The 20,291-nt window shown below is 50.6% G+C and carries 17 protein-coding genes; 12 read left to right on the forward strand and 5 right to left on the reverse strand.

Translation table 11 applies throughout. The features are described 5' to 3' along the window. Nucleotides 1-46 precede the first annotated feature (46 nt). The 4 genes from BN2684_RS14720 (at nt 47) to BN2684_RS14735 (ending at nt 5,177) form a co-directional block, all read left to right on the forward strand. On the forward strand, nt 47-694 hold the full coding sequence (locus BN2684_RS14720; protein ID WP_058302927.1) for a TetR/AcrR family transcriptional regulator: 648 nt from the start codon (nt 47-49) through the stop codon (nt 692-694). Between the two features lie 36 nt (nt 695-730). Next, the gene (locus tag BN2684_RS14725) at nt 731-3,049 is read left to right on the forward strand and encodes an ABC transporter permease (protein ID WP_058302928.1); all 2,319 of its coding nucleotides are present in this window, start codon (nt 731-733) and stop codon (nt 3,047-3,049) included. A 6-nt stretch (nt 3,050-3,055) separates the two neighbouring features. Then, nucleotides 3,056-3,814 (forward strand): ABC transporter ATP-binding protein, encoded by a 759-nt coding sequence (locus BN2684_RS14730; RefSeq protein WP_058302929.1) that lies wholly within the window; start codon nt 3,056-3,058, stop codon nt 3,812-3,814. 343 nt (nt 3,815-4,157) lie between these two features. Then, nucleotides 4,158-5,177, forward strand: coding sequence for a ketoacyl-ACP synthase III (locus tag BN2684_RS14735; RefSeq protein WP_058302930.1), 1,020 nt, complete (start codon nt 4,158-4,160; stop codon nt 5,175-5,177). A 173-nt stretch (nt 5,178-5,350) separates the two neighbouring features. Here BN2684_RS14735 and BN2684_RS14740 read toward each other — a convergent pair whose 3' ends face one another. Next, nucleotides 5,351-5,728, reverse strand: a complete 378-nt coding sequence (locus BN2684_RS14740) for a hypothetical protein (RefSeq protein ID WP_058302931.1) — start codon at nt 5,726-5,728, stop codon at nt 5,351-5,353. Nucleotides 5,729-6,180: 452 nt separating this feature from the next. On the opposite strand from BN2684_RS14740, the gene BN2684_RS14745 reads away from it, so the two are divergent. From BN2684_RS14745 to BN2684_RS14765, 5 genes are all read left to right on the forward strand, one after another. Then, nucleotides 6,181-7,446, forward strand: coding sequence for a class I SAM-dependent methyltransferase (locus tag BN2684_RS14745; protein WP_058302932.1), 1,266 nt, complete (start codon nt 6,181-6,183; stop codon nt 7,444-7,446). 2 nt (nt 7,447-7,448) lie between these two features. Next, nucleotides 7,449-10,034, forward strand: a complete 2,586-nt coding sequence (locus BN2684_RS14750) for a metallophosphoesterase (RefSeq protein WP_058302933.1) — start codon at nt 7,449-7,451, stop codon at nt 10,032-10,034. A gap of 179 nt (nt 10,035-10,213) precedes the next feature. Next, the gene (locus BN2684_RS14755; RefSeq protein ID WP_058304563.1) at nt 10,214-10,789 is read left to right on the forward strand and encodes an RNA 2'-phosphotransferase; all 576 of its coding nucleotides are present in this window, start codon (nt 10,214-10,216) and stop codon (nt 10,787-10,789) included. Then, nucleotides 10,773-11,567 (forward strand): TatD family hydrolase, encoded by a 795-nt coding sequence (locus tag BN2684_RS14760; protein WP_058302934.1) that lies wholly within the window; start codon nt 10,773-10,775, stop codon nt 11,565-11,567. The genes BN2684_RS14755 and BN2684_RS14760 overlap by 17 nt, the downstream gene beginning before the upstream one ends. 46 nt (nt 11,568-11,613) lie before the next feature. After that, nucleotides 11,614-12,516 carry an ADP-ribosylglycohydrolase family protein gene (locus tag BN2684_RS14765; RefSeq protein ID WP_058302935.1) on the forward strand — a complete coding sequence of 301 codons (903 nt, stop codon included), beginning with the start codon at nt 11,614-11,616 and terminating at the stop codon, nt 12,514-12,516. A 33-nt stretch (nt 12,517-12,549) separates the two neighbouring features. Here BN2684_RS14765 and BN2684_RS14770 read toward each other — a convergent pair whose 3' ends face one another. Together BN2684_RS14770 and BN2684_RS14775 are read right to left on the reverse strand one after the other, a co-directional pair. Beyond that, complete coding sequence (locus tag BN2684_RS14770) at nt 12,550-13,380, reverse strand: WYL domain-containing protein (RefSeq protein ID WP_058302936.1); 831 nt, start codon at nt 13,378-13,380, stop codon at nt 12,550-12,552. Continuing rightward, nucleotides 13,367-14,677, reverse strand: coding sequence for a helix-turn-helix transcriptional regulator (locus BN2684_RS14775; RefSeq protein WP_058304564.1), 1,311 nt, complete (start codon nt 14,675-14,677; stop codon nt 13,367-13,369). The genes BN2684_RS14770 and BN2684_RS14775 overlap by 14 nt, the downstream gene beginning before the upstream one ends. Before the next feature lie 465 nt (nt 14,678-15,142). Between BN2684_RS14775 and BN2684_RS14780 the strand changes: the two genes are divergently transcribed. The 3 genes from BN2684_RS14780 (at nt 15,143) to BN2684_RS14790 (ending at nt 18,439) form a co-directional block, all read left to right on the forward strand. Next, nucleotides 15,143-16,642 (forward strand): TROVE domain-containing protein, encoded by a 1,500-nt coding sequence (locus BN2684_RS14780; protein WP_058302937.1) that lies wholly within the window; start codon nt 15,143-15,145, stop codon nt 16,640-16,642. 80 nt (nt 16,643-16,722) lie between these two features. After that, on the forward strand, nt 16,723-17,511 hold the full coding sequence (locus BN2684_RS14785) for a nucleotidyltransferase domain-containing protein (protein WP_058302938.1): 789 nt from the start codon (nt 16,723-16,725) through the stop codon (nt 17,509-17,511). A gap of 133 nt (nt 17,512-17,644) precedes the next feature. Continuing rightward, on the forward strand, nt 17,645-18,439 hold the full coding sequence (locus BN2684_RS14790; RefSeq protein ID WP_058302939.1) for a hypothetical protein: 795 nt from the start codon (nt 17,645-17,647) through the stop codon (nt 18,437-18,439). 115 nt (nt 18,440-18,554) lie between these two features. On the opposite strand, the gene BN2684_RS14795 is transcribed toward BN2684_RS14790, so the two are convergent. Together BN2684_RS14795 and BN2684_RS14800 are read right to left on the reverse strand one after the other, a co-directional pair. Next, a complete protein-coding gene (locus BN2684_RS14795) occupies nt 18,555-19,355 on the reverse strand; it encodes a hypothetical protein (RefSeq protein WP_058302940.1) in 801 nt (266 codons plus the stop codon). Further along, complete coding sequence (locus BN2684_RS14800; RefSeq protein ID WP_058302941.1) at nt 19,352-20,272, reverse strand: ABC transporter ATP-binding protein; 921 nt, start codon at nt 20,270-20,272, stop codon at nt 19,352-19,354. The genes BN2684_RS14795 and BN2684_RS14800 overlap by 4 nt, the downstream gene beginning before the upstream one ends. Nucleotides 20,273-20,291 lie beyond the last annotated feature (19 nt).

Genomic DNA, 20,291 nt, shown 5'->3' on the forward strand with positions numbered 1-20,291 from the left:
ATTTTACCGACAGGCAGTCGGTCTATAACAAGGAGATGCACCATTCATGAGAATCGTAAAAGAAGCGGAGGAGCGTCGAAACGAGATCCTGGATGCAGCAGACCAGCTTTTCGGTCAGAAGGGCTTTGACGGTACAAGCACAAACGATATTCTCGAAAAGGTCGGGATTGCGCGGGGAACCTTGTATTATCACTTCAAGTCGAAGGAAGATATCATGGACGCGCTGATTGAGCGATATAACGTCCTTCTTATAGGAGCAGCGCAGGAAGCCGCCGCAGACAAGAGCATATCCGTATACGAGCGCATCATGCGCGTGGTCATGGCTTTGAACATAAGCGGCAATAGCTCCCACGAAATCATGGAGCACATTCACAAGCCGCAAAATGCGCTCATGCACCAGAAGATTCAAAAGGTCATCATTGGCGGTGTTCCCCCGATATTGGCAGACCTCATTCGAGAGGGGATTGAGCAGGGCTTGTTCCATACTCCGTTTCCGTTTGAGTGCATGGAAATGGTTGTGATCTATTTAAATACGATATTTGATCAGGACATGGTTGACATGACGGACGAAGGACGCCTTTCACGCTTGCAGGCGTTCGCCTTCAACATCGAAAGGCTGCTCGGGGTCGAAAACGGAAGTCTTATGGAGATGATGCAGATGTTTGGCAGCGGAGAAGGAGACAGCCAGGTTTAAAATCGGTCGATCAGCTTGAAAACAGGGGGAGCGTGCATGTTTTATCGAATCATCCGCAATGACATTTGGAAGAGCAAGGCAGTAACGTTAACTACCCTGCTATTTGTCGCTGCTGCTGCGATGCTTGTTTCACTAGCGGCCGTGCTTATCGTGAATGTATCGGGTTCGATTGATACGTTGATGACGAAGGCGAAAACCCCGCATTTTATGCAGATGCATTCAGGAGTCCTCGATACGGAGAGACTTGAGGCATTTGCTGAGCAGCAGAGCAATGTTGAAGATTATCAGAGCCTTTCCTTTCTAAACATGGACGGCTCGCAGATTGTCATCAACGGAAAGTCGTTTGCGGACAATGTTCAGGACAACGGGTTGAGCACGCAGAGCCAGCGATTTGACTTTCTTCTTGATCTTAACGGCCAGGTTATTTCGGCAAAAGACGGAGAGCTTTATGTTCCAATCGGCTACAGGAAAGAGGGACTGGTAAAGGTCGGAGACAAGGCCGTGATCGCCGGAAAAGAATTTCATGTTGCGGGATTCCTCCGCGATTCACAGATGAATTCGTTACTCGCCTCGTCCAAAAGGTTTCTCATGAGCGAGCATGACTACGCGGAGGTTAAGGAGTTCGGGAGCATAGAATATCTGATCGAATTCCGTTTAAAGGACTTGTCCAAGCTTGGCGACTTTCAAACCGCATACACCGCTGCAGGACTTGAAGCGGGTGGACCGACCGTCACCTATCCCCTCTTCCGAATGCTTAACGCCCTTTCCGATGGACTTATGATTGCGGTGATCCTTCTTGTTAGCGTGCTTGTTGTCGCCATCGCATTTCTGTGCGTACGCTTTACGCTTCTTGCCAAAATCGAGGACGACTACCGGGAGATCGGCGTTATGAAAGCAATTGGGCTGCGGATATCCGACATCAAAGCACGGTATCTTGCCAAATACGCGGTGATTGCGGGTGCAGGCAGTATCGTTGGATTTGCCCTCTCGTTTGTCTTCAAAGGGATGCTTCTCGAAAATATTCGGCTGTCGATGGGGGAAAGCGAAAATTCTTCGTTTGCCTTGCTATTCGGAATCATCGGTGTCCTGCTTGTTTTTCTTGCGATGATGGCTTATGTGCGTCGAGTGCTGAGACATTTTCGGAAGATTTCCGCAGCGGGAGCCATCCGTTTTGGCACCTCGCAGGATAAAGCGGCAGGAGCCAAGCCGATTTGCCTGAGCCGAAACCGATGGGTAAGTACGAATGTTTTTCTCGGCATCAAAGAGGTTCTTGCAAGAAAGAGACTTTACGGGACCCTGCTCGTGGTGCTTGTCCTCTCAACGTTCATCATGCTTGTTCCGCATAACCTCTACAACACGATTTCCTCAAAAGGATTCGTCACCTACATGGGAATAGGAAAAAGCGATATCCGCTTCGACATTCAACAGACGGACCACATTCCGGACAAGGCGGCGGCTATAGCAACGGCGCTGGAGAAAGATCGCTCCGTAGCCCGATCTACCGTGCTTACGACGAAACCCTTTCAAGTTAAGAAGGCGGACGGCTCGGAGGAACGCATCAGAATCGAGCTTGGCGATCATTCGGTATTCCCCGTGGCCTATTCTGATGGGAGAGCGCCTGTTGCGGATCATGAAATCGCACTTTCGGTGATGAACGCTCAGGAGTTTGATAAGAAGGTGGGAGACACCCTTACCCTGGTGACCCCAGGCAAGGAAAGAACGCTCACGATATGCGGAGTTTACTCCGACATCACCAACGGCGGCAAAACGGCAAAGGCTGCGTTTACCGATCATTCGACTGACCCGATGTGGAGTGTTGTCTACGCTGAGCTTTCGGACCTCTCTCTTGTGAGCAGCAAGGTTTCGGACTATGCGAAAACCTATGAGTTTGCGAAGGTCTCAAGTATTGAAGAGTACAAGACTCAGACATTCGGCTCAACCATCGACTCCGTTGGGAAGGCTTCCTATGTCGCCATTGCGGCTGCGCTGCTTGTCATGGCGTTGATCACGCTGTTGTTTATGAACATGCTGGTCGCCAAGAACCGTCCTTCCATTGCCATCATGAAAGCACTTGGTTTTAATAGCTCGGATATCCGGACGCAATACGCTTCACGGTCCGTATTCGTTCTACTTGTCGGCATTCTGCTCGGCACGCTTCTGGCAAACACGCTCGGAGAAAGGCTTGCAGGCGCGGTGATCTCCTCGTTTGGTGCTGCGTCGTTTACATTTGCCATTCATCCTCTCACGGCGTATGGGCTTTATCCGCTGTTGATGATCGGGACCGTCCTAATCGCCACTAGAATCGGCACCGCAAGTGTGAGTCGAACGAGAATCGCCGAACATATAAAGGAGTAGAAACCTATGGAGAAGATCGTGATCGGTGAAAAGATTATGAAGTCCTTCGGGAGCGGCAGTGAGAAGGTCAATGTTCTCGATGGAGTATCCGTTCAGCTTGGCGAAGGAGAGTTCGTTGCGATCATGGGGCCTTCGGGCTCCGGAAAATCCACACTGATGTTTGCATTGAGTGGAATGGATGGCGTTGACAGTGGAAGGGTTCTATTTGAGGGGAAAGACCTATCAACGCTCAAGGAAAATGAACTTTCCGATATGCGCAGAACGAAAATGGGATTTATCTTTCAGCAGCCTACTTTGCTGAAGCATTTGAATATCCTTGATAACATCATTCTTCCGTCGATGCGTGACAATCGAAATCATGTGCAGAAGATCACGGAGCAAGCAAGAATGCTCATGAAGAGGACCGGCATTGAGGGGCTGGAAAAGCGCGATGTAACTCAGGTTTCGGGAGGACAGCTTCAGCGAGTGGGATTATGTCGGGCACTCATGAGCAATCCGAAAATCATTTTTGGAGACGAGCCGACAGGAGCGCTTAACTCGAAATCCGCATTGGAGATGATGGACTTGCTGGCCGACATTAACGCGGAGGGCACAGCGGTTCTGCTAGTCACTCACGATGCTAAGGTGGCGGCTCGGACGGAGCGCATTCTGTTTATGCGAGATGGAAAAATCGTGAGCGAAATGCGGCTTCCAAAAGATAAGGGAGCAGCGATAGACGATAGGGTTGAAAAAGTCACCGCGACGATGCGGGAATTCGAGATTTGAACGGCCGAAGAGCAGCATCACATTGATCAGCTGAAGCGGATAGCTTTTAACATGCAGGTTCACCCGTTAGCAAAAAGATCGTGCGTTCCGGAGGTAATCGGACGGTGCGATCTTTTTGTTTTTCCGATGCGGACGACTGGAAATGATAAACCTGCTTTGGGAGTTCCACTGAAAGTGGGGGAGAATGATGCGGTTTCGGGCCTTTTTAGAGATATAGTGCAATCATTACTAGAATTACAAATTGTTACTCTACAATTTCCATGAATTTCATGCTACTCTGCTTACTAATCATTTCGCTTGCTCGAGATGATCATCAACATGACGACATGGAGGGAATTTACGAATGCGGCAACCTTGTGTAAGGATTTCGGGACTTGGCACTTATCATCCCAAGAACAAGCTGGACAACGAAGTGATTTTCGAGCATTTCCGGAAACTTGGCAAGAATGTGGAGAACTTGTATGCCCATCTAGGCAGAGAAGAGCGTTATTACGCCGATCCGGATGAAACGGGCATTACCATGGGAGTCATTGCCGCCAAAAGGGCCTTGGAGCACGCGAAATTAGCTCCCTCGCAAGTAGAAATGGTCGTGTTCGCCTCGGACACGCCGGAGTATTTGATTCCGACCAACGCACTTTTGATCAGCCGGGAGGTCGGGACCGATAACGCGCATATCATTTACGATTTCAATGCCAACTGCACTGGGGTCATTACGGCGATTGACCAGATTTATCGCTATATGATCCATAAGAAAGTCCGCTACGCCCTTCTGGTCAGTAGCATTCTGATTTCGCCGTGGAGCAACAAGGACGACGAATTGTATTATGGAGCCTGGGGCGATTCCAGCGCTGCCGTTGTCCTGGAGCTCGTCGAGTCGGAAAACCCAGTAGGCGTACTGGATTCGGAATATTTCGCCGATACCAGTTATTACCGAATGACGACGATGCCTGACAGTGGGATGACCCGCATTCATGATGAATCCATTCCTTTGCCGAAGCGAAAAGGTGGCTGGGAACCGGTCGATTTCGATTTTCTTCCCGAGAAGTGGAATATCCTCATTCGGGAAATGACCAAACGCAATGGGATCACCCAACACCAGGTCGATCATTTTATCTTCTCGCAGTTCTCGATCCATGCCATTCGGGAAGTCATGAAAAACCTGGAGCTGGAGGATGATCCTCGGCTGTACACCTTTGTCGGAAATAAATATGGATACACCGGTCATACCAGCCCGCTTCTTGGGCTCTATCACGCTTTAGCAGACGGGAAAATCAAAGAGGGGGATACGGTTATATTCTGTTCAGCGGGAGCGGGCTACATCATCTCCACGTTCCTGTATAAGTTCGATAAAGCTCTTCTATAAGAAGGAAGTAGTATCGCGTTGACATGCACCCCTTGGAATCGGTCATTGGAGTCTTGGGGAACTTCCGATGATCATCCAGGGGGTGTGTTTTCCTATTTTCAGTCGATCTTGAAAACATAAAAAAGCTGACGCCAGTTAAAACCGACGCCAGCTTATACCCAAAGACAAAACGATTACAGCTGCTTGAAGCTTGCAATGGCTTCTTCCACAGATCCGATCGGAACCAATTCATTCGCATTCTCTCCGCCAACACGTTTCACTTGATTGGCTTGAATACCGGCGTTCAGTTCAATCATGTATTTGGCTTTAAAAGGCGTGCCAGCGTAAAGCTCCAGTACTTCTTGCATCAGGGGAACCACATCGGTCGAAACCGTCTTGGCATCCTTGCCGTCAACAATAAGAGCGTATTCCTTCGTGTTTACCTTCTGGATTGCTGCTTTGAACTGGCTGATGATTTCTTTGGCATCTTCCATCTTAATAAAGCCGGATGCGTAAGAGATAATCACCTTGTCAGTAGAATTAATCGTAACGCTGTAAGGCTGTGCAGACATCAATCATCTCTCCATTCTGGATAAGTTTGTATGTAAGACTTTCTACAATATATACCAATATATCTTATTAATCAACACAAAATGACAAAATCCCTGTTATAATATGGCGAATAATGTAGAATAATGGCGTAATTTGATATGTGTTTCCCTTGTTTATATGTCAATTCCATATGCAGCAGCAACCGATAGTAAAGTAAGATATTGGGTGATATTTGTGATGAGCTGTAGGCTATCATGAAAAAAGAAAAATAGCCCGTACCGCAAAAGCTAAACGAGCACTACGGAGGGTAGGATCGGCGGGAATATAATTGTCATAATGGATACGATTTCCGGCCTCGTAATACTTTCGCCATGTTCGCAATCGGCAGAATGAGCTAAGATCGGATTAAGAAACCGACGCTGAATGCACAGCTACACAGGACTCCCAATATGCAGGTAAGGAGAAGTTCGAAATGGCGATTGTACAAGTAAGATCCACCCATCCGCAGTTTTCGTTTCTGATCAAGAAGAACCCAAGCTCCGGCATGATGCTTCGTTCGATTCGCAGAGGCATGGCTTACGGCTGGTACACGGATGAGCAGACCTATAATGTCTATTTCAAAGATGCGGATAACGAGATCTCGTATAAGAAGAATGAGCAAGAATCTTTCGAGTATTTGAATGTATCGAGGTATAACACACCTTTATTTCCGCTGAATGCTATAAATGAATTCTTCACCACGCCACTGAAATCGCAGGACCAACGGGATACAGAGGGCTATGAGCATACCTTCTTCATCAACATGATTCATATTGAGCATGTCCGGTATGTTGAGTTCTTCGAGAAGCATCTGAAGGAGTTCTCGTTCGAAATCGTCCATCAGGCCCATAAGAGTTATTCGTTAACCGTTACGACGAAGAAGAGTCTGTATCAACTGCTGCATGTGGTATGTGTCTTGTGTCTGTTTCTCTCCATGTTCGGGAACGAAATGATCGATATCTCGGACAGCATTCTGGATAAATACATCAAGAGCTTGAATGTGATCGATGCGCCTTTCTATATTCGCAGTCTGTTTGCACGCAACTTCCTGTCATCCAGAGATCGGTTTCATAAGTACAAAGCGGAGCTGGAGAAAACAGATCGGTATGACATTCAATTAGCTTATGGCGGTACAGCGTTCCAACGACGATCTTATATCGGCGGAGTGCTCGCCTTTGACAAGCCGATCCTGGATGTGGGTTGTGGAGAAGGTTTTTATGCGATCCCGTTTGCTGCCAAAATCGAAGGCAGCTATTATGCAGTGGACATCCAGGAAGAACTGTTGGAGAAGGTGAAGCATAAAGCAGAGGCCAAAGAGATTGAAAACATCATCCCTTTCAACTCGATCGATCGATTCCTGGAAAGCTACAACGGGGAGCAGGTCGATGTGATTTTGACGGAAGTCATTGAGCATATGAGCCAGGATGAGGCAGAGCAGCTGATTCATCAAATCTGCACGCATGTCGATTTCGACAGCTTTATCATTACGACACCAAACGCCGATTTTAACCGCTATTACGAACTGACCCAATTCCGTCATGACGACCACAAATGGGAGTTGGGTGAGGAATCATTCCGGCAGTGGATGAGCGAAGTGATCCAGGGAAGAAATCTGCAAACTGAGTTTGTAGCCGTTGGAGACGGAGTCAATCAAATTAAAACAACGCAGGGCGTCATTCTTTCGAAAAAGGGGGCCTGATTATGGATATCCAAACGAAGATTCACACTATCTTCATGCTAGTCGGGTCTACCGAATGCGGCAAAACCACGTTTGCCAAGGAAGTGTTGATTCCTGGACTGCGCTTTGAAGATGTGGATCGGAATGTCAGAGCTAACGTGCAATATTTGTCATCCGATCAGATCCGTCAAGAGATTCTTGGCTATGAGTACGACAAGTATGATCAGATCATGCTTGAGGCGAGCGAACAAGCCTTTCATCTGTTGTTCGAACGCTTGAGGATGGCGACTTCTTTTCCGATCAACGCGGAATTTGTGATCGTCGATACGACCGGACTCTCCGAAGATTTCCGAGCAAGTGTGAAGGAGATTGCTTTCGAGAATAACTACAACCTGGAAGTCATCGTTTTCGATTACCGCAAGCGGGACGATTATTATGCGTCGGACCGTTCGAGGAAGCTGATCACGAACCACATTAATCGATTGAAGAAGGATGTCCTCGGTTCTCTACCTCGCGAGGGATACGGCAAAATCCATAAAATACGCGCAAAGGATTTTTATTCCGCTCACGAGGGCAAAGTTAACCTTGAGTATCGTATCGTCATTGACGATTTGGATGCGTACGTGGCTACCGTCCTCCCTCAAGACCGGCAGTACATCATCATTGGAGATGTTCATGAATGTGTGGAAGATCTGCAGGGGCTGTTGCTCGATCACGGGTATAAGCTCGAAGCAGGCATGCTGGTTGTGCCGGATAAGCTAAAGAACACAAAGCTTATTCTGGTGGGAGACTGGGTCGATAAAGGCAAACAGACGAAGGAAATCATCCGATTTCTGTACGAGAATCGGGAGCATTTTTACTTGGTCTTGGGGAACCACGAAAACTTCGTTCACAAGTATCTGAACGGTGAAATCAACAGCATGGACCAAGAAATGCTTCATACGTACTTCGATTCTACGCAGGTACTGGCGAACGATTCGAAGCTGCTGGAGCAATTTCGGCTGCTGGTCTCGATTTCACAGCCCTTCTATCGGTATGTGGGGGCAAAAGGATCATCTTTCTATGTCACGCATGCCCCTTGCCGAAAGAAGTACATCGGTAAGCTGGATGCCAATTCCATCCGGAATCAGCGGAATTTCCGGATCGACCGGGAGGCGCCGCTGGAAGGGCAGCTTGCCTATCTCCGAGAGGAAGCTGTCAAGAATCATCCGTATCACGTGTTCGGACATGTTGCAGCCAAGCAATCCTTCCGGATCGGAAACAAAATACACCTCGACACAGGCTGCGTTCACGGCAATCAGCTGACCTCTGTCAGCATCTCGTATAAGCCGTTTATGAAATCTCGAAAATCCCAAAGAGCGGTGATTGCCGAGGAGTTGCAGGTTTTGTTCAAGGAAGAGAGAAAGGTGTCTCTTCGCGATCTCGGAGAGGACGAAATTCGCAGACTTCATTATTGCTCGCGCAATAAAATCAATTTTATCTCGGGCACGATGTCCCCGGCAGACAAAAATGACGCGACGAATGAGCTGGAGTCGTTACAACGCGGTCTCGATTACTTCAAGGAACGCGGTATCGAGCATGTGGCTTTGCAGCCCAAATACATGGGGTCGAGATGCAATGTTTATTTGCATAAGGAGTTGGAACATTGCTTCGCCGTGAGTCGTAACGGCTACAAGATCAACAACGTCGACTTGTCGGAGATATATAGCAAGCTTCTGAACAAGTTTGGCGGCTACATGGATGAGCATCGAATAGCCATGCTGATTCTTGATGGAGAGCTGCTTCCGTGGATGGCGCTTGGCGAAGGGCTGATCGAACGGCAGTTCAAGCCGATCGAGAAGGCGTTGGGGATGGAGCTTGCGTTCCTTCAGCAAAACGGGTTCGATGGCGCTTATTCCAAACTCATTGCCGATTATGATGCGAGTGGATTCGAGAGGGATCAGCACCATACGCAGAAGTCTGCATTAAGCGATAAATATGGCCCAAGTGTGTACCAAACCTACAAGTTCGTCTATGATATCCGGGAAACCTATGCTCCTATATCCGATCATCTAGAGGCCTATCAAACGTACAAAAGGCAGTTGGAGTTATATGCGGAAATCGCTGAGATGGAGTATAAGCCGTTTGCCGTGTTGAAAATGGTAGGCGAGGACGGAAAAGAACAACTCCCGGATTGGAAGACTTCCGAAATGTATAAATTTCTGTCGGAAGACGAGTCAATCACGCTGGATCTGACTGAACCCGACTGCTTAGACAAAGCGGAACGCTATTTTTCCAAGCTAACGCTGGTAAATCATATGGAAGGAATCGTGATTAAGCCGGAGCGATGGAATGGGAAAACGGTACCCTATATGAAGGTGCGCAATCCCGATTATCTGTCCATCATCTACGGGTACGACTACAAGTTCCCGCATAAATACCGCAAGCTGCTCAAGCAGAAGAATGTGGGACAAAAGCTCCGAACCTCGCTCAACGAATATCAGTGGGGGATGCGAATGCTAGGGGTTCCCTTTGACGAGATTGCGCCTGAGCATGAAGCCTACAAAGAAATTGCGGCCAATTTGCTGTTTGAAGTGGCGCAGGAGCGGGAGATCGATCCGCGACTCTAATGAAATGAGAGTGTCTGAATCCTCCTGGGATTCGGGCACTCTTTTTGCGCCGAGATTTGGAATGTTTAGCACTAACCAAAAAGTCCCACCCACGGGAGCTCGGAATGGTTATACTGCAAATAGGAAGAGGACAGAAGAAGAAACAGGAGGAAGTGAAGATTAACGTGTTGAATCAAGCGATGGAAACAAGCTTAAGCAAAATGATGACCAAGCTGCTCCGGCATGCTCCTGAAGAGTTTGGCGTCGTCTTGGACCCGGAGGATGGATCTTGTCCGTTAACGACCTTATTGGATGCCATACAAGCCCAGCCCAAATGGGCGGGGATTCAGCAGGAGGATATCGAGCAGGTGGTCCGCAATTCCGATAAACAGCGTTTTGAAATCGAGGATGGGCGTATAAAAGCACGGTACGGTCACAGTCATGACAAAGTTCGGTATACCCCAGGTGAGCCGCCGGCGATTCTCTATCATGGAACGAATAAAAAAGCTCTCCCGTCGATTAGGAGAGAAGGCTTAAGCCCGATGAGCCGGCAGTATGTTCATTTGTCGGAGGGGACCCATTTTGCGACGCTGGCGGGAAGCCGCAGGGGAGAGCTGGTTATTCTCCAGGTGGATGCGTTTCGTGCAAAGCAAGCAGGTGCAACGTTCTATTATGCAGGTAATGAGGTCTGGTTGGCGGACCAGGTACCACCGGAATGTTGTTTGGTTTGGAAATCACAAGAACAGGGGCATTCGAAAGATGGACAAGGGAACTAATCGAACCGTAGATATAGGCGTCAATTTGATGCATCGCTCGTTTCACCAGGATCGGGAGCAGGTAGTAGAGCGAGCGTTAACGAACGAGGTTACCCCGCTTATCATAACCGGAACGAGTCTGAAGAACAGCTTGGAGGCAGCCCGCTATGCCGGGCGATATTCGGGGAAGCTGTACGCCACGGCAGGAGTCCATCCCCATGATGCCAAATCCTGTGACGAAGAGACGATCGCGAAGCTGAAGGAGCTGGCGGAACTTCCCCAAGTGGTGGCCATAGGCGAATGCGGGTTAGACTATAACCGGGATTTCTCGCCGCGTGACGTCCAGCGGACATGGTTTACCGAGCAGATCCAATTGGCACAAGAGCTGGACATGCCGTTGTTTCTGCATGAGCGGGACGCGTTTGCGGATTTTGCTTCGATCTTGAAGAAGCATGATGTTCATAAAGCGGTCGTTCATTGCTTTACCGGGACTTCGGCTGAACTGAAGACTTACTTGGACATGGGCCTCCATATCGGGATTACCGGCTGGATCTGCGACGAGCGAAGAGGCAAGCATCTGAAGGAGCTTGTCCGTCTGATTCCCCTGGACCGGCTTATGATCGAGACGGACGCACCGTTCCTGACTCCGCGGGATTTGCCTAAGAAGCCGACAGACGGACGGAACGAGCCTGCTTACCTGCCGCATATCCTGCAGACCGTCGCTCGATGCATCGGAAAACCGGCGGAAGAAGTTGCGGAGGCTACAACGAAGACAGCAGCGGAGTTCTTCGGGATATGATAATCAACCGGACCGGAGTAAAACGGACGAGGAGGACGGAATCGCCATGAGAGAGGAACGCTTATACGATCGAATCAAAGGCGGGATATACGGAGTTGCCATTGGAGACGCTTTGGGCGGAACGACAGAGTTTATGACGACTCGCGAGATCAAAGCCCGCTATGGCTATTTGAAAGAGATTGTCGGGGGCGGAGTCTGGCAATTGGAGCCGGGAGAAGTGACCGACGATACCATGATGACGCTTTGTGTGGCGGAAGGGATTCTGGAGAATCCGGCTGAGCCGCTGGAGCCGATCGGACGGAATTTTCTGAGATGGTACAAGTCGAAGCCGAAGGACATCGGCATTACAATTCGCCATGTCTTTGAGAAGTACGACGGCAACTGGTTTGAGGCCGCTGTTCAAGCAGATCGTGATTTGGATCAAAGCGGCGGAAATGGTTCATTAATGAGATGTCTTCCCGTAGCTTTGGCCTATGCGGATAAGGCCGACATGGAACGGGTAACGCGGCTGCAATCACAGATGACCCATTACGATGAGAGCTGCAGCGAAGCCTGTGTCATCTATAGCCGTATCGCTTATCGGCTTCTTCGCAGTGAAGATTTGCGAGAAACGATCATGAGCGAAGTGGCGGGGGCGGGATATGAAGGGAACATCTTAGATGCGCCGGATTGCGAGCCGAGCGGATATGTCGTCCATACCTTCAGGTGGGTGCTGCACCTGTTGCTCAATTCCTCGAGCTTTAGCGAAGTCGTGCAGAAAGCGGCCAATCTGGGCGGAGACTCCGACACCATCGGGGCGATCGCGGGAGGCCTTGCGGGTATTTCCTACGGGTATTCGTCCATTCCTTCAGGCTTTTCCAACGTTATCCTCATCCGCAACCGCTTGGATGAAGCTGCATCCGGGTTGTATTCCTTGCGGTCCAGCGCAGCGCAAGGGTTTGAGAAATAGCCTATATACGCTAAGCGCAATAGCTGAATCTAATTACGATAATTGTTCCTCTGGCTCGTCAGCCTTAACAACCCCATATCGCTCCAGAGCTTTCGTTGACGATTCCAACATTCTCCGCTTTAAATAGTCGCCTTCTATCACCCGGACCCGTTTTCCGAGAAACCGGAGCTTGGAGAGCAGATACTCCATCTCGTCTCCCAGGAGACAGACGCGGACCCGATAAGTATCCGTGCTCTCCTCATACATCACATCCTTTTCAAAGCTGGAGAAGGCGTATAGGATGCGGGACAACTCCTCGTTATACAGACGGACGATTTCAATGACCGCTTCCTGCTTTCGCGAGTCCAGTATCTTGCCGATCTTCCGGAGGATGCGTTCTGCTGAGGACGATTCGATCGGCTCGGCTTCGAAGGAATGGATGTTCTTCAGCCGGGTGCTCATGAAGGCGTGATGTCGGATGTGATACCAGAGCAGATACCACTCTCTCTTGACCATAGAGTATTCCAATTTGTACGGAAAACCCGATTGATTTGCGTTCACACGCCCATCCTTGATTGCGTAAGTCATTCGTATCCCCGACTTTGTCATGATGAGGCGCCGCAGCGTGCGCAGATGCGGGTGATAGACTTGCTTCTCCACACTGCGAGCTTTTTCGATTAAGTGAAGAGAAGTGTCCATCACCGGGTCCGGCTCCAGAATCGAACGTAGCTTGATGAGCGTATCCGCCGTGAAGGCCTCGGCTGCGGCGGGATGCTCCAGCATCGTCTTCAGCCAGGCCCGCTCATGCGAGGTGACCATGAAGGTGCCGGAATCGTCCAAGCGGGAGATGATCTGGTAGTTGAAGATTTTCTCAAACGGATTCATAGGCAGCCTGAATCTCCTTCCATTCGGCAATCATTTCCCGACGGAATTGAACGGGCTCCAGGATTTCGCAGCTGGAACCGAAGCTTCGCAGCCACGGCTTGATCTCCGTCGTTCCGTTTACGGTGATGACATAGACAAACGAATGCTCGTCCTCCTGAACAATCTCTCCCCACTGTCCCTGCAGCAAGACCCGCTCCCTCACGAAGTTCGGCTCGGACCCTTCCGGATTGAAAAACCGGGCGCGTACCGTTACGGGACGGCCGGTATCGATCAGCCAGCTGTACCTCATTTTCTCCACAAGCGCGTTCTGCCTCGCTTCAAACAATGCCTCGTCTACGGACTCTTCTTCATCGATCTGCGTGATCCCTTCCATGCGGTATTTCCGAATTCCCTCTCTCCCGTAGGACAGCAAGTACCATCTCCCGTATTGGTGATCGTAGACGATTTTCAGCGGGAGCGTCTTCTGCATTTTCCCGTCCGTTTCCCGTTCGAACAAGGGATTGGTGTTTTTGGAGGCGTAGCTTTTCTCGATCTTGGGTGAAAAATAGAGAAACCGGATTTTGCAACGGCGGCGAATGGCATTAAGCAGAGTGAATAGATGAGCTTCGTCCAAGATGCGGGAGTAATAATGATACTTGTACAAGAAGGTCTCGATGGCATGCGGGTCCACATGGCCGCGGATCAGCTGTTTCTTAAGCCCGTCGCGCAGCAGATAGCCTTGCACGGAAGGGACCTGCGTAGTTGCCATCACATCCACAAAATCATACAGGTCGAGAAGCTCGTCCTCCGTTAAGCTTCGCACCAGATCGTCCTGAATGCGATACCGGTAGGGACGGGCTCCTGGCTCCTTCTTGATGACGCCAACCTCTTCCAGGTACTTGAGATCCGAGCGGATTGTCTTCTCGTCGGGCAGCGAGAGGTCGGAGGGCAGACAGCCGCAGCAGTGATCCAAGAGCTCCATGGCCGTCAACGCCTGCTCATTCAACGCGCTCAACAGCAGTGACAATCTCTGGCTTTCGGATTCCTTTACCGATTTGGCGCGAAACAGAAACAAGAGCAGCGGATCGGTCGAGTCATAATAGCGGAACCGAAGGGCCTCGGCAAATTCCTTGCTCTGTTCCTGCGGGATTTGCTGCTGCATGGAGCTTACGACTTCCTTGAGGCGGCGGAGGGTTTTGTCAAAGGTATGGACGGATATGCCAAGCCGCTCTGCGAACTGCTGTCGGCTGAAGGCGCCGCTGGTCAGCACGAGCATGCGTATGAATTGGATTTCTTTATCAAAGCTTTCTTTTGCCAAAGGAGAGTCCTCCGTTCCCATGAAGCTGCTTTCCTCATTGTAGCAAAGGCGTGTATGGCGGGAAATGGAAAACTTTCCGACCGATCGTAATACTTTTACCATGTTCGTCGACCGGATCATGAGCGATGATAGATCCAGAAAGAAGGCCGACGCAATCAGGCATCGGCCGGCTAAGATCATCGAGGCGCATGGAAGGGATCCTTCGACGATTACTCGGCATGTCGTTGGTTCGAGTCCAACTTCCGCCACAAGGCGGAATAGCTCAGTTGGTAGAGCGGCATAGGCCTTTCCGATACCCTTCCTCGATGATCTTCACAAGATGAATAGCCGGTGAGGCGTAGGGATGGGTTTCTTCGAACTCAATCGACCCATGGAATTACCCGGGCAATACGGCAGGTTCGACTCCTGCAGTTGACCTATCCCGCCTTTTCCTCACCGGTGAATCATGAAGGAGGATGAGTCCGAATGAGTATGGCCAAGAAATTGTTCGGTGCGGTAAGACCGGATATCGATAACAAGGATCATTATCCAGCGTTTACGCGCTCCCTCGAAGAGCGGTATCTACAGACGCTCTTAACCAATACGATGAGCAACACCTATTATGCGGATCAGAATGAACTGCTCAGCGATGCGGCACAGCTGCATCACGAAATCGCAGGCAGCAATCCGACGTTCATGGCAAAAGCGATTGTATTCGCCCGAAACGAAGGAGTGATGAGGCTCCAGCCTTTGTTTGGCCTTGCCATCCTCTCGATGTATCGTTCGGATTTGTTTACCCGGATTTTCGCGCAGGTGGTGCGGATTCCTTCCGATTTGTCTGACTTCCTGACGATCCTGAATGGGCTTGGGCGAGGAGAAGGCGGCCGCGCCGTCAAGCGGCAGGTGAACCGCTTCTTATCCGGGATCACCGAATACTGGGCCGTCAAGTACAACGGACGTGGACGCGGATACAGCCTGGGGGACGCCATTGCGACGGCTCATCCGAAGCCGGAGGACTTGAAGCAGCAAGCCTTGTTCCGTTACTTGCGGGGGATGGAAGCCAACCTTGCTCTGCTTCCTCAGGTGGAAGCTCTGGAAAGGCTGAAACTTGCTTCGAACGAAGAGGAGCAAATCACGTGGATTGAACGCGGCAAGCTCCCGTATGAAACGGTTACCGGGGCGATCAAGCCGTCTAAGGCGGTCTGGGAAGCCTTGCTCTACCAAATGCCGACCTTCGCCCTGCTGCGGCATTTAAATGCTTTGCAGCGGGCCGGCGTCTTGGAGGATCAGCGCAACCTGGATTACGTGGTGAGCCGTTTGACCGATAAGCAGGCGCTGAAGAAAGCCAAGATTCTGCCGTTTCGGTTCGCGACAGCGTTCCATCAGGTGGAGCATCCGGAGCTTCGCGACGCTCTGCGGGAAGCGGTTGACCTCACGTTCGACAATCTGCCGGAGCTCGGAAATCGCACCGCGATTTTCCTAGACATCTCGGGCTCGATGAACGGTCAGTATCTGGAGATCGGCTCAGTCTTCGCGCTGGCGCTGTACCGAAAGACGAAGGGCAGCTCGCTGTTCTGGCTGTTCGATACGGAAGTGGTGGATGCAAAGCCCTCCCGCAAGGACAGCATCTTAACGCAGGCTGCGCACATCCATGCTCACGGAGGAACGGATACGGGGGCACCCGTTCGCCAATTGATCCGGGAGCGGAAGAAGGTCGATCACATCATCATCATTACCGATGAACAGCAGAACAGTGGCAGCCAGTTCTACGAACAGCTGAAGCTGTACCGCTCGAAGGTGAACCGGGACGTGTTGGCTTTCATCGTGGACATAGCCCCTTACCGACATGCGATGGTACCGGATGGAGATCCTCAAACCTATTACATTTATGGATGGAGCGATACCGTGCTGTCCTATATCGCCCAAACCGTGCAAGGTTATTCTTCACTGGTAGAGCGAGTAGATGAACTTCATGGCGATAGTTAGGAATCAAAAGCACTGTGATAGCTGACCCTGGCCTATTTCAGAAGCCAGGTGAGATGACAAAGGAAAAGGAGGAGAAGCAAATGCGAAATGTTAACCAGGAGATCATGGAGGAGCTGGAACGAATCGAGCGGGAAGAAAGCGTTCGGATTGTGTATGCCTGTGAATCGGGGAGCCGCGCCTGGGGCTTCCCCTCGAAGGATAGCGATTACGACGTTCGATTCCTCTACATCAGATCGGAGGACTGGTATCTATCCATCTATGACAAGCGGGACGTGATCGAACGGCCGATCAGCGACAAGCTGGACATTAACGGATGGGATATGAAGAAGGCACTGAATCTGTTCCGCAAATCGAACCCGCCGCTGCTCGAATGGCTCCAGTCTCCAATTGTCTATCGGGAGAATCGTCTGATAACGGAGCAAATCCGCCGCATCTCGGCTTGTACGTTCTCTCCAAGGTCATGCACCTATCACTACCTGCATATGGCGAAGGGAAACTATCGGGAATACCTGCAGGGAGATCAGGTGAAGATCAAAAAATACTTTTATGTTCTTCGCCCGATCTTGGCTTGCGATTGGATTGGCAAGTATAACACGATGCCGCCTATCGAATTCGATCGGCTCGTCGATGCTTTAATCCCGAAGGGAAGCGAGCTTCAGGAGGTTGTTCTTGATCTGCTGACCCGCAAAAAAGCGGGAGACGAGATGGATTACGAACCCCGGATCAGCCCGATCAACGAATTTTTGGAAGAGAAACTCGCCTATTACGAACAGAAGGCATCCGAATTGCAGACGGCTGGCGGAGATCAGGAACGGCAGCTTGACGACCTGTTCCGGTCGGTGCTGAGGGGCGTATGGCAAGCAGCCTAAGCATCCATCACAACCTGCATCCGTAATCCGAAGAGAGTAAGTGGTATAATGGCTAGTAGTATACCCTTTCTCTTTTTTGAGGACCATTTTACAGAGAATCATGCCTTGCATAGGGACATAAATAGGGGGCTTCATGGAGCAGAACGCGACAAACGAATCTTTTCTGGCAAAGGTGAAGACTTTGATTCAGATGCATAAGGAAGGTCTACTCGGCGGTGAGATTATGCCGGAGGATGCCTTGCTTGGAATCGTAGCCGAAGTCGAGCTGCCGGATGTGCTGACATTGGGAATGGCGCTAAACTATCAGAGAAACGCTTATTCGCTGTGGCAATCCGTCGCGCAGACTTATCGGGATGAGAGGACGAGATGGGTTTTCCAGCCGGTAGCGGCTGCTCAAAGCAGCCTTGACGAGCTGCGGGCGGCGCTGCTTTCGTATCGGGTAGCTTTACAGCCCAATCGACATCCGGAGATCTGGCAAAAGGTCTCACGAGGAATCGTTCAATCTTCTGAATCGGGTGACGTCAGGGGATTGCTTGAAATCGCCCAGTACAACATTGCACGCTTAAAAATCATCATGCAGGTTACTCACAAAGCGGATTTTCCCTATCTATCCGGTCCGAAAATCTTCAATTACTGGCTGTATGCGATGGAGACTTACACAGGGGTTAAGTGGAAGTCTCGCGAGCTGATTACGGTTGCTCCGGATACGCATATTCTGAAGGCTACGGTTACATTGGGACTATGTCCTTCGGGTGTCCTGAATGGGAGTGCCGAAGACAGGAAGACGGTCTCCGAGGCATGGGAGAGTGCCTTGCTCGGCAGCGGCTTGGCGCCGATTGACGTTCACACTCCATTATGGCTGTGGAGCCGCGCGGGATTTCCGCCGTTATCCATCCAGTCGGGTGGGATCAAGAGGGGACAACCTTGACTTGAAGGAACAGCAGGATAAAGAGTGCGGCGACAAGCAGAGCTCCAATGACAAGAGGAGATGAGTGTTTTCTTCTCATCGATCATCTACCTTTCCGAAGTTCTATAGTGGGTTACTAGTTTGCTGGTATATCACGCCGATTGAACACGAATAAGGTGACGGATATACAGACCGCCAATACGGCGATTGGAGTCAGTGTCGTAAGGAGGTGATAGCTGATTCCAGATAGATGGCCGGGGGAATTCTTGACGAAGATGGTGGAAAAGGAAAAGACCCGGGTCACTAAGGAATAATCGGATATCGCCTTCAGCAGCGGAACAGCGGAATCTTTCCAGTAGCCATAGATGATGAAATTTCCAAATACGAACACAAAGGTTAAGATCGTTGAGAACGAGGTTTTGCGGACGAGGAACCCGACCATAAGCGAAAACGCAGCAAATGCCGTCAAATAGAGAACGTGATAAGCCATCGCGCGGAGGATCAGCCAAGCCTTATCTCCCATCTCAGCCGTTCCGATATCTCCGCCTGTAAGGAGCGCGAGCAGGTAGAACACGAACATGAACCCTGCATAGAATTGAACCGTCAGGACGATATTCACTTTCACGACCGTGAGAAGCTTCCCCCAGAAGTAGGCGCTGCGGCTCGTCCCGGAGGCGATGACGGTTTTGACGGTGCCGGATTCAAAGCCTTCGGTTGCGAAGAAGCAAACATAGAGAGGGAGAATGAAATAGAGGAAGATCGAGAGCGGCATGATGGAGCCTAATGGCTCCAGAAGGTAGGCGGCGGAAATTTCGCCAGCGGCGGACCACATCCAGAAGACCATTGCCGCGCTTATCGCCACCAGCAAAAAGGAAACGGACTTGTACGTGGCATCTTTGCGTAGATAGAAACGCTCAGCCTGCAAAAAGCTTCTCATCCCCGTTCCTCCTTAATCAAATTCCGATAGTAAGTCTCCAGACTCGGAGATGTTACCGCAACATGATCGATCGGAATGCCGTGATGGAGGAGGGTCGCCATCGCTTGTTCGATGCTGACCGGATCGGCTGGCACGCGGAGCTCTCCGGTATCCTCCCGGACGATCACCGAAACGAGGAACTTGTCCTGGAGCAGCTTTGCCGCCTCGGCGGGCTGTGACGTTCGAATGCAGATGTATCTCTCGTCCGATAGGGTCAATTCATCGGACGTCATCTCTCGCAGCATGCGGCCTTTGTGGATGAAGCCGAACCGGGTGGCGAGCAGTTGCAGCTCGCTTAGAAAGTGGCTTGAGATGAGGATCGCCACTCTTTTCTCCTTGGCAAGGCGAGTCAATAGCTCGCGCACATCGGCAATGCCTGATGGATCAAGACCATTGATCGGCTCATCCAGAACCAAGAAGGCCGGATCGTGGAGCAGGGCGACCGCAAGAGCCAATCGCTGGCGCATCCCGAGTGAAAAGTCGCCGACTTTTTTACCGCCAGTCTCTTCCAAGTTCACTTCCCGCAATGCTCTGTCAATCGCGGTTGTGTCTGTCAGCTGATATAAACGGCGATAGAACTCCAGGTTGTTTCTTGCGCTCATCTCCGCATAGAGAGCAGGCGTTTCAATCATGAACCCGATGCGCTTTCGCCTCTCGTTCAACTGATGGGGCTCCGTTTCCCCAAAGAGAGCCAGACTTCCCCGATTCGGGCGTGCGAGGTTGCCGATGATCCTCATGAGGGTCGTTTTCCCGGCGCCATTCTCGCCGATCAACCCATAGATTTCGCCCGCATGAATGGACAGGCTCACATTATCCAGAGCATAGGAAGTCCCGTATTGTTTCGTGAGGTTTGTGGCCTTTAGTACACATGTTGTCAAGATCGCTGCCCCTTTCCAT

It is taken from the genome of Gorillibacterium timonense (assembly GCF_001457415.1).
Taxonomy (GTDB): Bacteria; Bacillota; Bacilli; order Paenibacillales; family NBRC-103111; genus Gorillibacterium; species Gorillibacterium timonense.